Source organism: Vibrio sp. R15-SG3-ISO1B, from assembly GCF_059833835.1.
Genome location: NZ_JCBDGG010000043.1, coordinates 1 through 12,751 on the forward strand (window position 1 = coordinate 1; position 12,751 = coordinate 12,751).

Annotated in this window: 12 protein-coding genes; 2 read left to right on the top strand and 10 right to left on the bottom strand. The window is 47.2% G+C overall.

Features of this window, described 5'->3' with window-relative positions; all coding sequences use genetic code 11:
- The 3 genes from AC6R0S_RS12520 to murB all read right to left on the bottom strand — a co-directional run.
- Nucleotides 1-347 (bottom strand): helix-turn-helix transcriptional regulator (locus tag AC6R0S_RS12520; RefSeq protein WP_500638031.1); only part of this gene is annotated, 347 nt, incomplete at its 3' end.
- On the bottom strand, nucleotides 344-1,312 hold the full coding sequence (gene birA / locus AC6R0S_RS12525; protein WP_500638032.1) for a bifunctional biotin--[acetyl-CoA-carboxylase] ligase/biotin operon repressor BirA: 969 nt from the start codon (nucleotides 1,310-1,312) through the stop codon (nucleotides 344-346). The genes birA and AC6R0S_RS12520, both read right to left, overlap by 4 nt.
- Complete coding sequence (gene murB / locus AC6R0S_RS12530) at nucleotides 1,309-2,424, bottom strand: UDP-N-acetylmuramate dehydrogenase (protein ID WP_500638033.1); 1,116 nt, start codon at nucleotides 2,422-2,424, stop codon at nucleotides 1,309-1,311. The genes birA and murB overlap by 4 nt, the downstream gene beginning before the upstream one ends.
- A 217-nt stretch (nucleotides 2,425-2,641) precedes the next feature.
- On the opposite strand from murB, the gene AC6R0S_RS12535 reads away from it, so the two are divergent.
- On the top strand, nucleotides 2,642-3,061 hold the full coding sequence (locus AC6R0S_RS12535; protein WP_500638034.1) for a GNAT family N-acetyltransferase: 420 nt from the start codon (nucleotides 2,642-2,644) through the stop codon (nucleotides 3,059-3,061).
- 348 nt (nucleotides 3,062-3,409) lie between these two features.
- The gene (pssA, locus tag AC6R0S_RS12540) at nucleotides 3,410-4,750 is read left to right on the top strand and encodes a CDP-diacylglycerol--serine O-phosphatidyltransferase (RefSeq protein ID WP_500638035.1); all 1,341 of its coding nucleotides are present in this window, start codon (nucleotides 3,410-3,412) and stop codon (nucleotides 4,748-4,750) included.
- Between the two features lie 57 nt (nucleotides 4,751-4,807).
- On the opposite strand, the gene AC6R0S_RS12545 is transcribed toward pssA, so the two are convergent.
- The 7 genes from AC6R0S_RS12545 to AC6R0S_RS12575 are packed head-to-tail and all read right to left on the bottom strand — an operon-like array spanning nucleotide 4,808 to nucleotide 12,748.
- On the bottom strand, nucleotides 4,808-6,742 hold the full coding sequence (locus AC6R0S_RS12545; RefSeq protein WP_500638036.1) for a polysaccharide biosynthesis protein: 1,935 nt from the start codon (nucleotides 6,740-6,742) through the stop codon (nucleotides 4,808-4,810).
- Nucleotides 6,743-6,780: 38 nt separating this feature from the next.
- Nucleotides 6,781-7,329 carry a sugar transferase gene (locus AC6R0S_RS12550; RefSeq protein ID WP_500638037.1) on the bottom strand — a complete coding sequence of 183 codons (549 nt, stop codon included), beginning with the start codon at nucleotides 7,327-7,329 and terminating at the stop codon, nucleotides 6,781-6,783.
- Between the two features lie 2 nt (nucleotides 7,330-7,331).
- Entirely contained in the window at nucleotides 7,332-8,243 is a 912-nt protein-coding gene (locus AC6R0S_RS12555; RefSeq protein WP_500638038.1) for an NAD-dependent epimerase/dehydratase family protein, read from the bottom strand.
- A complete protein-coding gene (locus AC6R0S_RS12560) occupies nucleotides 8,240-9,457 on the bottom strand; it encodes a glycosyltransferase family 4 protein (RefSeq protein ID WP_500638039.1) in 1,218 nt (405 codons plus the stop codon). Before AC6R0S_RS12560 ends, AC6R0S_RS12555 begins: the two co-directional genes overlap by 4 nt.
- Entirely contained in the window at nucleotides 9,458-10,588 is a 1,131-nt protein-coding gene (wecB, locus tag AC6R0S_RS12565; protein ID WP_500638040.1) for a non-hydrolyzing UDP-N-acetylglucosamine 2-epimerase, read from the bottom strand. It lies immediately after the preceding gene.
- A gap of 18 nt (nucleotides 10,589-10,606) precedes the next feature.
- A complete protein-coding gene (gene wbjC, locus AC6R0S_RS12570) occupies nucleotides 10,607-11,710 on the bottom strand; it encodes a UDP-2-acetamido-2,6-beta-L-arabino-hexul-4-ose reductase (RefSeq protein ID WP_500638041.1) in 1,104 nt (367 codons plus the stop codon).
- Nucleotides 11,711-12,748: a polysaccharide biosynthesis protein gene (locus AC6R0S_RS12575; protein ID WP_500638042.1), complete on the bottom strand. Its 1,038-nt coding sequence runs from the start codon at nucleotides 12,746-12,748 to the stop codon at nucleotides 11,711-11,713.
- Nucleotides 12,749-12,751: the final 3 nt, after the last annotated feature.

Below are 12,751 nucleotides of genomic sequence, written 5' to 3' on the forward strand. Positions count from 1 at the left end.
TGCATACGCGCTTGATAGTGCGCCAAGGTTTGGCTTTCGCGATCGAGGGTCACTTTTTCTACCCCTTCGAGGCCATACAGACGCCCTACCGCGTCGATGACTTGAATCGTCAGCTCTCCATGACGATCAGCAAAATGGCGATGACCTTTCGCCGTTAAAGACCAGTGGCGTGTCGGCCGACCCACTTTGACGCGAATATCTTCAATCGCCAGCAAGCTGTCGTCTTCCAACGCTTGCAAATGCTGGCGCGCGCCCATGGTCGTCATATCTAGCAGATCGGCAATCTGCTTGGCGGTCACGCTGCCTTCGCGTTTGATGATGTGGAGTATTCGCTCGCCCGTTTTCATGCGCCCCTCAGACTCACTTCCCCGCCCACATACTCTTCTACCCCTTGCTCTGTCTCAATCAATACCGCGCCTTGCGCGTTGATGCCCCTTGCAATACCGTACACCTCTCTTGGCCCCATAATGAGTTTTATAGGACGGCCGAGAAAGTTATCCAACCGGTTCCAACGCTCGACAAAACCGTGCATCCCTTGCAGTTCATAATCAGACAACGCGCGGTGCAGGGTTTTAATTAAGGTGATAGCCAATTGATTGCGATCGACGCTTTCCCCGGTCACCTCAAAGAGGGAGGTCCAAGGCTGGGTAATAGCCGAGGTGGAGCGCTCGCTGCCCGCGGCCATTTGCAGGTTCATGCCCATACCAATCACAAGGCTGGCGGCGGCGCCCGCTTGGCCGGACATTTCGACCAAGATCCCAGCGAGTTTTTTGTCTTGGTAATAGAGATCGTTGGGCCATTTGAGTTTCACACCGTCAATCCCGAGGGCTTCGAGCGCTTCGACAATTGCCACGCCGACCACTAAGCTCAGCCCCATCGCCGCGGCCATGCCAGCATCGAGACGCCAAAACATCGAAAGATAAAGGTTAGAGCCAAACGGTGAGATCCATTCTCGGCCGCGTCGGCCACGCCCTTTGGCTTGGTATTCCGCCAAACAGACCGCGCCTGAAGTCAGGCTGTCTGCTTGATTGAGAAGATGTTGATTGGTCGAGTCAATAATCGGGATCAGCTCAAGTGGCGTCGCCAGGCTGGCTTTAAGCACGGCTTCATCGAGCAACTGCATCGGTTTGGCTAATTGATAACCTTTGCCCTGGACACGAAAGATGTCGACGCCCCACTCTTGAATGCCTTTAATGTGTTTACTGACTGCCGCACGTGAGATGCCCAGCTGCTCACCGAGCGCCTCACCCGAGTGAAATTGACCATCACTGAGCTGGCTTAAGAGCGTGAGTTTGGTGTGGTGCTCTTTCATCGCATCTCTCCTTGCACTGCGCGATCGATGGACAACTTCGCCGCGCTGACTCGCCCCTCTTCCAGTAGCGTTTCAAGGCGCGTCTCGCCTTGTGGCCCCATAAAGCGCACTTCGTGCTCGAGCGTGACACCAAAGGTGGCTTGCACTTTAGCGCGCACTGTCGCGGCAAGTTCCAGCACATCTTCAGCACTCGCGTCACCGGTATTGACTATCACTAATGCTTGATTTGGATGCACTTGCGCGCCGCCAATGCGATGCCCTTTTAGCCCACATTGGTCAATCAACCAGCCAGCCGCGAGTTTCATCGCGCCTTCATCTGAATCCCCTGAGGGATAGGCCACCAGCGTTGGAAACGCATCGCTTAACCTTTCATAGTCTGATTTGCTCACGACGGGGTTTTTGAAAAAACTGCCGGCGTTGCCTTGCACGCTCGGGTCAGGCAGTTTTTCTTGTCTAACGCGGCACACAGTATCAAAAATCTCTTGGGCGGTGACGTTTTCACGCGCAAAGCCTTGCAGCGGGCCATAAGCAATATTGGACTGCCACGCTTTCGCAAGCTTTAACCCAAGCGCCACAATCACCACTTTTTGGTATAAATCGCGTTTAAAAATCGAATCACGATAACCGAACTGGCACTCTTGCGCGCGCATTCGGCGCACTTCAAAGCTATCAAGACAGAGCACATCCACGTATTCGCACACATCTTGTAGCTCCACGCCGTAAGCGCCAATGTTTTGAATCGGCGCACTGCCCGCACAGCCTGGAATCAAGGCCAGGTTTTCCAGCCCATAGTAGCCAGACTCTACGCACCACTTCACCAGTGCTGGCCAGTCTTCCCCCGCCTCAATATGCAAATGCCAATGGGTATCGCTCTCTTGCACGGTTTTGCCGAGCAAATGATTGACGATCACCACACCTTGATACGGCGCGGTAAACAGCATATTGCTGCCCTTGCCCAGCATCAGCTTCGGCAGTTCTGCATACGCACGGTTTTGATAGATATCGATAATATCCTGCTGCGTGTGGGCTTCAATCAGCACCTCACAGGTTTGCGCGATGGCAAAGGTATGGTGGCAAGCGAGGTCGGCGTGAGTTTGAATGGTTTCAGGCATGGGTGTCAGCATGGATAAGGTTGGGTGGTTGACAGGTGTTGATATTCTACTCGATGGGGGGGGGAGTTCCTAGTGGCGAGTGCCTAGTTCCTAGAGGGGGAGTGCCTAGTTCCTAGTCTCTAGTTCCTAGAGGTGGTGGGTGGTGGGTGGTGGGTGGTGGGTGGTGGGTGGTGGGTGGTATTATGGGATGAGGTAGAGCGATGGCAAGGAGTTTGGGGTGTTTTCAAAGATTGTTGAGGTTGAGGCGATGAAGCTGCCGCTGGTGAACCGCTTGTATAAAGCGCACTATCCGGCGGGTAAGGCGAGGAGTGATGAGTTGGTGATTTCGGGCTATATCGGCACCGAAATCGCGGCGGTGGTACGCTTTCGAAGCCTTGCTGAATATCGCTTATTAACCGGCATGCTTGTGGTGCCGAGCCAGCGAGGCCAAGGGCTGGGTCACGCGCTGCTTGAGTATTGCCAAAAGCACATTCTCGGCCCACACGACTACTGCTTTGCCTACCCTCACCTCGAAGCCTTTTACGCCCAACATGGCTTTACCACGCTCGACAAAAGCGCGCTGCCAAATGATGTGAAGAATCTGTTTGAGCGTTATGCTCGGGGTAAACCACAGTTAGTGGCGATGGGGGTTATTTAGAGGCGAGTTCCTAGAAATGGGGATAGAAAATAAGGTCCTAGTTCCTAGTGCCTAGAGGGGAATGGAGAGACACAAATAAGATCCTAGGTCCTAGTGCCTAGAAGGGAGTGGAGAGACACGAACCAAGATCTTAGTACCTATTGCCCAGCAGCAAACATTTGAGCATAAAACACCCCCCGAAACCACTCGCCCCCCTCTAGGAACTAGGATCTAGGAACTAGGCACTAGCCACTAGGAACTCCTCCCCCACACACAAAAATACACTTTCGTCTTGACGCAAACCTATCAACCATCACCGATTTCTTGCTAAACTCCCTGTCCACTTTAAATAAAGGTAACGCCGTCACCATGATGACCAATCGTAATTTGTTTGAGCAACTGCCTGCTCTGGCTCAGGATCCAGCTCAGTTTGAAACGCTGTTTTCTGCGGCCGATTTTCGAACTCGCTTAATTGAAGCGATTCGTCAGGCAAGCAAGCGAATCTATCTGGTTGCGCTCTACTTGGAAGACGATGAGGCCGGCCGAGCGATCCTCACCGAGCTCTATGAAGCCAAGCAGCGTAACCCAGGTCTTGATGTCAAAGTGTGCGTCGACTGGCACCGCGCGCAGCGTGGGCTGATTGGCGCAGAGCCCGGCGAAACCAACGCCGCGATGTACAAGCGCTTTGCTGAGCAGTATACCCATCGCGTACCTGTGTACGGCATTCCGGTTCGTGGTCGTGAAGTGTTTGGTGTGCTGCACCTCAAAGGTTTTGTGATTGATGACGAAGTCATCTACAGCGGCGCCAGCTTAAACAACATCTACCTGCATTATAAAGAACGCTACCGCTTTGACCGCTACCATGTATTGGCAAACCCAGCGCTCGCCGATAGCATGGCCGAGTTTATTGATGAAGCCATGGTCGCGCACCCGGCCGTGAACGATCTCGCGTGCCCAAGCAAGCCGGAAACCGCGCAGATCAAAGCGCAAATTCGCCAACTGCGCGCGCAACTCGCCAAAGCCAGTTACCCGTTTGAGCCGCAAAGCATTGGCGCGCATCAAGTCGCGGTGACGCCGATTGTCGGCGTGGGGAAAAAGCGCAACAAGCTCAACCAAAGCATCAACCATTTACTGGCGATGGCCAAAGATGAGATTTTCATTTGCACGCCCTACTTCAACTTCCCGCGCAGCGTCGCGAAAGAGGTGAAAAAAGCCATCCGTCGCGGCGTAAAAGTCACCATTGTGGTGGGTGATAAGACCGCCAACGACTTTTACATCTCCCCGGAGCAAGAGTTCAAAACCATTGGCGGCCTGCCGTATCTTTACGAGCGCAACTTGCGCGCGTTTGCCAAAGCCAATGAAGCCAATATTGCCGCCAGAAAGCTCTCTTTGAGACTGTGGAAGCACGATGAAAACAGCTTCCACCTCAAAGGTATTTGGGTCGATAAGCGTTACATGATGATCACGGGCAACAACCTCAACCCACGTGCATGGAGCCTAGATCTCGAAAACGCGCTGCTCATCAGAGATGACTACCATCACCTGACCCCGCAGTTCGAGCAGGAGGTAGAGAACATCCTCAAGCACACGCAGTTAATCTGCACTTATAAGCAAGTGGAGAAGTTTGACGATTACCCGCTGCCGGTGAAGAAGCTGATGCGCAAGATCACGCGTGTGAGAGCGGATCGGGTGTTGAAACGGATTTTGTAAGATCCTTATAAAAATAGCGCCAGATAGGCGCTATTTTTATCTTAAATCGATCTATTACTAATGAATGGTATCGCACTCTTCACTCTCTTCATGCAGCTTTTGCCACACTAGGTCGCCAATACCATCAGTCGGGTTGAACCCTGTAGGCGCATCAAGCAATAACTGCCTAATCTTGTCATGCTCAAAGTTGTGGCAAGCGCTATCGAGATTATCAAGCAGTGCGTCATACTCGGCTAGCGATAAAAACTGCTCATTGGCCGTCATGATCCTTGGGTGCGCGGTTTCCCCAACATTTTCACCGATCAGCAGCTCCTCAAACAATTTCTCTCCCGGCCTTAGACCTGAGAACTCAATCGCAATATCCCCGTATGGGTTTTGTTCATTTTTGACTTCCAGCCCGGATAGATGAATTAGGTTTTCCGCCAGATCGGTGATTTTAACCGGCTCGCCCATATCCAGTACAAACACATCCCCCCCCTTACCCATAGCGCCTGCTTGAATCACGAGCTGCGCCGCTTCTGGGATGGTCATAAAGTATCGGATGATCTCTGGATGGGTAACAGTAATCGGGCCGCCTGCGGCGATTTGGCGCTTGAAGAGCGGGATCACTGAACCTGATGAACCTAATACGTTGCCAAATCGCACCATGCAAAAGCGTGTGCCTTTTTTTCGCGCGTTTTCTTGCTCAGCAAGCGCTTGCAGGCCTAGCTCTGCCATACGCTTAGTGGTACCCATTACGTTGGTAGGGCGCACAGCCTTGTCCGTAGAAATGAGAACAAAGGATTCCACTTTTGCCTCAATGGCCGCCTTCGCCGCGTAGTAAGTACCAAACACATTGTTTCGCACCCCTTCGACTACGTTGTACTCAACCAGAGGCACGTGTTTATACGCAGCGGCGTGGTAGACGGTTTGCACACCAAAGCTACGCATAGTGGTAGACAGGCGGTTAATACGCTGAACCGAACCTAGCAGAGGAATGATCTCCACAGTCAGCCCTTTACTTACCACTAACTGGGATAACTCTCTATCGATTTGGTACAAACCAAATTCAGAGAGTTCAAACAGCACCAAGGCTTTCGGCTTCTGACGAACAATTTGACGACACAACTCAGAACCAATCGAGCCACCCGCACCGGTGACCATCACCACTTTGCCTTTGATGTTAGCTTCCATCAGCGCTTGCTGCGGAGCAACCGGATCTCGGCCAAGCAAATCCTCAATCGCGACATCTTTAAGCTCATCAATCTTGGCTTTGCCATCCACAATATCTTGCATATCGGGTACGGTAAGCACCTCTGCCGATAAATGGACCAACGAGTCGAGTATCTCTTTTCTACGAGCGCGAGAGGCACTGGGTACGGCCATCAATATTTGAGTCACACCGCACTTTTCAATCCAACGCTGAGCACGCGAGACGGATTTGACCTTTAAGCCCATGATGATGGTATTTTCTAAAGTGGCATCATTGTCTAGAAAGCCAACCACTTTATGGGTTTCAGATGATCGTAGAGCCAGAGCGAGCTGGCGACCTGCGGCCCCAGCCCCATAAATCAAGACACTCTTTTTGCCCTTATCGTTCGATTGATTGACCAATACACGTACCACGAGCCTAGAGCCACCACTCAGTAAACAAAGGAACGCACCATAAATAATGGGCACAGAACGCGGCACTGCAGCATCGAAGTAAAAAGCAAGCACCGCAACAGTGGAGGCAGAAACTAATGTACCGATACTCACCACAGCAAGGGCATGGAACGTCAAGTAACGCAGTACGGCTCGGTATAACCCCAGCTTGCTAAAAGCAAAGACAGTGATAACCCAAGTGCCTATTAGGACATATTGAGTGGAAACATCATCCAGAGGCTTGATGTTGCCGATACGCGTCCAGTACGCAGCGTAAAAAGCGATCAATAGAAACAGCGTATCAATAAAGATACTGATCAATCGCTTATTGAAGCGAGAAAGGTTCCAGATGTAGTTGAGCCTAGCCATGGTTATTTACCCGAATTATTGTATTGTTATTTAGGCGTTTATTTGACAGCGTCGCCCGCACCACTACCAGTGGCCGTCATGATGATGTATCGAAAGTAGTCTTTTAGCGTCAAGGTATCAATCATGGTTTTGTCGGTTTCAGCTAACAATGCGGGGGTCGACATATCGATATTTTGCACCTGGGCAAGACCTGTGATACCAGGCAGTACATCATACACCCCTTTCGCCTCACGCTCTTTAATCAACTCTTCTTGATTAAAGAGGTTCGGTCTTGGACCTACTAGGCTCATCTCGCCTTTTAATACATTGATCAACTGAGGCAATTCATCAATTTTAGTTTTGCGCAAAAAGCCACCGAGCTTGGTGATCGACGCATTACTGGCGAGGTGACTGGCTACAGATTTTGTCTCGACCGTCATGGTACGAAACTTAATCAACTTAAAAGGCTTTTTATTGCGCCCTACCCGCTCTTGAACAAAGATCGGCGAGCCAGTGTCGAACAAACCAATGACAGTGACAATAAGCAAGATAGGCCATAGGAAAAGCAGCCCAAAGAAAGCGGCGAGAAAATCTAAGAGTCGAATCATGTTTATTTACTCGAATTGTGTAATAAAGACATTGCTTGCTTCATTGTTAAAGGAGGGGTCCATCCAAGAACCTCCTTTATGTTTGAAGAGTCTACATGTAAGTCACCATATAGCTGTTCTATCATCGCGGATTTCCCAGTAACTTTGCCAATAAATCTCATCAAACTAACAGGGATTGGTAACTGAACAATTTTCACTCCAAGCCCCTCACCAATTGCATTGGTAAACTCTTTAATAGACACTGTTTCCATATCACTGGCCAAAAATGTATGGCCAGATGCATTGGGATGAGATGCACATGTAACAAGTAAATCGGCCAAATTCTGCAATGCTATGAAGTCACGACGATTATCTGCTAAGCCAAAGGGCAAAACTGGAAGCTTACTCACTAATCTAGTCAGTGCCCCAAAGTTACCGGGCGCACCAGGGCCATAAACCAATGCCGGACGGACAATTACTACCTCTAATCCTGTCTCGATTGCAATTTTTTTTAAACCTATCTCTGCGTCAAGTTTTGATTGAGAGTAAGGGTTATGTGGGCAGGGCTCATCCACATGCTCAAATGGCTTAGATATGGTAGCCATACCATTTACACCTATAGAGCTAACAAATACTAAACGTTTTACACCAGCTTCATGGGCTTTACATGCCAAACGCAGCGTTCCTTTGACATTAACTTCTTGGTAATCTTCTGTTGAAAAGTTCGTAGAGTGCGCGAGGCCAGCTAAATGCACGACCACATCGACACCTTCAAATGCAAACTCCCACTTCTCCGTCGAGTTTATACTATCCACCATATAAACAGAGCTAAAGTCATGAGCTTCACCCCTTCTAACCACATGTTTATAGACACCATATTCAGAGGCGAGATAACTACCGACAAAACCAGTGCTTCCTGTTAGTAGTATGTTCATTTTTCAAGCAACTCCTTAACCTGCAGGGTTATAGCACCCAGAGCGATTTGTTCAGAGAATTCTTTTTCAAGAACTGCCCTTGGGTGCAACTGATGATCAACACTTGAACCATAACTTTCGGCAATATTATCGATTAACCTTGCCAGCTCTGAAGGTTTCTCGGGGGCACAATGCCAACCTACACGGTGGTCACCAAGCAATAACTCTAACTCTGTGCCTACTTCTCCAACATAAATTATCGGTTTATCGGCTGCCATCGAAAAGTAAGCCTTACTAGGCACACCCAAACCATACATACCATTTGACAGGGTTACGAATGCCACATCACAGGCATTAAGGCCATGGTTATTTTTTTCTAGATCTAAGCGACCATAATAATGAACTCGCTCATATCCACTTATGTCATTAATTTTTTTAAATTCCCTTTCGACATGAGTAGATTCAGACCCACAGCCTATAAACAAAAAACGTGCTTTGTCATTTTTCGTTAATTTAATCGACTCTAATAGGTTTGAAATACCTTGCAGGCGCCCCATATTCCCAAAAAACTGAAATACCACGCTATCTTTATCCCAGCCAAGCTGAATCAAAATTGTATTTTGCTCTTTAGGTTCATTTTTTGTTGACTCTGTCGATGCCCAGTTTGGCACGTAGGTGGTTTTTGTAGAGTCATCAATTTTACTACCCAACAAAATCTCCATATCTCGACCAATACAAATCAAACGTTCAGGCGCTGAATAAACCTTTTTTGATAAGTAAGTCAGAAAACGATAGAGTACACTGCTCTTAGTCGTCACACCTGCTGGAACTAAGTTATTAGGAAAGACATCATGAACCAACACCAACCACTTAAAAGGATTAACTCGTTTTATCAAAGCCATCATAAACATTGTTATGATAGGGTTGGTCCCTGTAAATACTAAATCGGTGTCATCTATCTCTCTATGCAAAGTCCGACTAAAAAAAATCGATTGCTTAACCTGACCGATTAGCCTCGATATCAAGCTATTTTTATTATGCTTTGCGAGTTCAACAAACCTTGTTTCAACTTTGTACTTATCAGCAAAACTTCGAGAATGTGATGAGTCAGGCGTGACAAGAACCACATCAAAATCATTACTAAGTTGCTTAACAATTTTTGACCAATAGTAAGCGGTTGAATTATGGTTCTCGCCGATATATTCAGCGAGAACAAGTACTTTCTTATTGTTCACTTAGTACTCTTTCCATACCACTCGTTTCACATAATCAGTATACGAATGGATAATGCGTACAACTTTATCCGATACATTAGGCATCGAGTAATCGTAGACTTGACGTAATAGACGCTCCTCACCAGCAGGCTGGGTTTCCAAAACCTGCAATGCTTGCATAACACGCTCAACACCCAAACCAACCATCATCACTGATGCTTCTTCCATACCTTCTGGGCGCTCATGCGCTTCACGCAAGTTAACCGCTGGGAAGTTCATGATCGATGACTCTTCATTGATCGTTCCACTGTCTGATAACACTGCTTTGGAGTTTTTTTGAAGATGATTGTAGTCGTGGAAACCCAATGGCTTAAGCAGTTGAATGTTTGGTTGGAACTCTAAGCCCTGTGCTTCAATACGATTACGTGTGCGTGGGTGTGTTGAAACAATCACAGGCATATCATAATGTGCCGCAACGGCATTGAGTGTTTCCGCTAACTTTGCTAATTGCTTTGGCGAGTCAACATTCTCTTCACGGTGTGCGCTGACTACAAAAAACTCGCCTTTGCTAAGCCCAAGCCTTGCAAGCACATCAGAGCTATCAATCTGTGGCATGTAGTGGTTCAGCACTTCAAACATCGGGCTACCCGTTTTGATCACACGATCTGCTGGTAACCCCTCTGCAAGTAGGTAGTCGCGTGCGATGGTGCTGTATGTCAAATTGATATCCGCTGTATGATCAACAATTCGGCGGTTTGTCTCTTCTGGTACTCGCTGGTCAAAACAGCGATTTCCGGCTTCCATGTGGAAAATTGGTACTTTACGGCGCTTCGCTGGCAGTGCAGAAATACAAGAGTTGGTGTCTCCTAGTACCAGCATTGCTTCAGGCTCAATTTTTTCTAGTACTTGATCGACTTTAATGATTACTTGACCAATTGTCTCAGCAGCATTCTTGCCTGCTGCATTCAAGAAGTAGTCGGGCTTACGCACACCTAAATCATTAAAGAAAACTTCGTTAAGCTCAAAGTCGTAGTTTTGGCCAGTATGAACCAGAATATGCTCACAGTGTTCATCGAGTTTTGCGAGTACTCGTGAAAGGCGAATAATCTCTGGGCGTGTACCCACAACTGACATTACTTTTAGTTTTTTCATAATCAATTACTTAAATAATTATAGAGGTCTAGCAAACGTATCTGGTGCTTCTCGGTCAAATATCTCATTCGCCCAAAGCATAACGATCAACTCATCATCGCCAACATTAGTAACATCGTGAGACCAACCCGGCACAGTTTCCACTACACGAGGCGAATCACCATCGGTAGTTAATTCATAACGTTCGCCTGTTGAGATGTTTTCAAACTTAAACAGGGCCTGACCTTTGATGACCAAAAACTTTTCATTCTTTGAGTGGTGATAGTGACCGCCTCTTGTTATACCAGGGTGGGCGGTAAAGAATGAAAACTGTCCGCTTTCTTTAGTTTTAAGCATTTCACAAAATACACCACGCTCGTCACCATAACTCGGCAGATCATAATGAAACTGCTCTGGCTTAAAGTAACTTATATAGGTGGAGTAAAGCGCTCGTGTTAAACCTGTTCCAACATTCTCGGTGACTAGATTGTCTCTACTCGCTTTAAACGCAAACAGCTTGTCAGCAACCTCACCTACAGTAGTGTGGTATTGTGTGGCAACGGTCTTTAACCCAGGTTCGGCTTGGTTATCCAATAAGCCGATCAGTTCATTACAAACATCATCGATATAAACCAATGTGACTTTAGCCAACGGGTCGTGGATCTGTATATCTAGGTTGTTGGCGATGTTATAGCAAAAAGTTGCAATAAACGAGTTGTAGTTAGGTCGACACCATTTACCAAACACATTGGGAAAGCGATAAATATAGTGGGGGGCACCTGTCGAGTGAGTATAATTCTCAACTGTTTTTTCTGCGCTCGCTTTACTAACACCATATGCGTTATCTAACGCTGCTTGACTGGACGAACTTAATACGATCGGCGCTTGTTTACCTGATGCTGTTAATTGCTCAACTATGAACTCCGTTAAGTCTGCATTACCTTGCTTAAATTCTGTTTCATCTTTCGGGCGATTCACCCCAGCTAAGTGATAGACAAAATCAGCACTGCATAATGCGTCAACAACAACTTCATTCGGTGTATCAATATCAATTTGAGAAACGTCTGTATAACCACGCTCGGCCAACATAACGACTAAATTTCGCCCTATAAACCCTTTAGCACCCGTAACAACAATTTTCATTTATACACCCTCTGGCACGACAAGACTACCTGCCTCAATATCGACGATAAAATCGAGCTTATGCAAAAGCTTAATCATACCTTCAACGTCTAATCGTGTTGTGTTGTGAGAATTATAATCTTCAACAATTGATAGATCTTTCTCGCCCTCTTCGTTGAACTTTGCATAATTCAAGTCACGATTGTCAGAAGGGATGCGATAGTAATCACCCTGATCTTGTGCAACAAACATCTCTTCACGACTACATAGTGCTTCATAGAGCTTCTCACCATGTCGCGTGCCAATAATATTAACTTGATGCTCGGGCTTGCTCGTGATCTCTTTCAGCGCTTTAACTAGCACGTCAATGGTGGCTGCGGGTGCTTTTTGAACGAAAATATCGCCATTTTCACCATGTTCAAAAGCGTGCAGTACTAAGTCGACTGCATCATTTAGCGTCATCATAAAGCGTGTCATATTAGGGTCGGTAATAGTGATAGGGTCACCACTAATGATTTGGCGCAAGAAGAGAGGAATCACTGAGCCACGTGATGCCATTACATTACCGTAACGTGTTGCAGAGATAACCGTTTTATCTGGGTCTACATTGCGCGATTTAGCAACGATGACTTTTTCCATCATAGCTTTAGATATACCCATCGCATTGATAGGATAAACAGCTTTGTCAGTGCTTAAGCAAACAATACGTTTAACTTCATTTTGAATTGCTGCTTCCAACACATTTTCTGTACCTAGAACATTCGTTTTAACAGCTTCCATCGGATGAAACTCACAAGAAGGCACCTGCTTCAACGCTGCTGCATGATAAATATAATCAACGCCCCGAGTTGCATTTAAAATACTTTGATAATCACGCACATCGCCAATATAGAATTTAAGCTTATCGCTATTGTACTTCTTTCGCATGTCATCTTGTTTTTTTTCATCTCGAGAAAATATGCGAATTTCCTTAATATCGGTCTCTAAAAAACGATCCAAAACAGCATTGCCGAAAGAGCCTGTTCCGCCTGTAATCAACAACGTAGCATTATTAAACATAAT

Excerpts from the sequence above, each read along its gene's own strand:
- birA (WP_500638032.1), bottom strand. The coding sequence starts at position 1,312 with ATGAAAGAGCACCACACCAAACTCACGCTCTTAAGCCAGCTCAGTGAT.
- murB (WP_500638033.1), bottom strand. The coding sequence starts at position 2,424 with ATGCCTGAAACCATTCAAACTCACGCCGACCTCGCTTGCCACCATACC.
- pssA (WP_500638035.1), top strand. The coding sequence starts at position 3,410 with ATGATGACCAATCGTAATTTGTTTGAGCAACTGCCTGCTCTGGCTCAG.
- AC6R0S_RS12545 (WP_500638036.1), bottom strand. The coding sequence starts at position 6,742 with ATGGCTAGGCTCAACTACATCTGGAACCTTTCTCGCTTCAATAAGCGA.
- AC6R0S_RS12550 (WP_500638037.1), bottom strand. The coding sequence starts at position 7,329 with ATGATTCGACTCTTAGATTTTCTCGCCGCTTTCTTTGGGCTGCTTTTC.
- AC6R0S_RS12555 (WP_500638038.1), bottom strand. The coding sequence starts at position 8,243 with ATGAACATACTACTAACAGGAAGCACTGGTTTTGTCGGTAGTTATCTC.
- wecB (WP_500638040.1), bottom strand. The coding sequence starts at position 10,588 with ATGAAAAAACTAAAAGTAATGTCAGTTGTGGGTACACGCCCAGAGATT.
- wbjC (WP_500638041.1), bottom strand. The coding sequence starts at position 11,710 with ATGAAAATTGTTGTTACGGGTGCTAAAGGGTTTATAGGGCGAAATTTA.
- AC6R0S_RS12575 (WP_500638042.1), bottom strand. The coding sequence starts at position 12,748 with ATGTTTAATAATGCTACGTTGTTGATTACAGGCGGAACAGGCTCTTTC.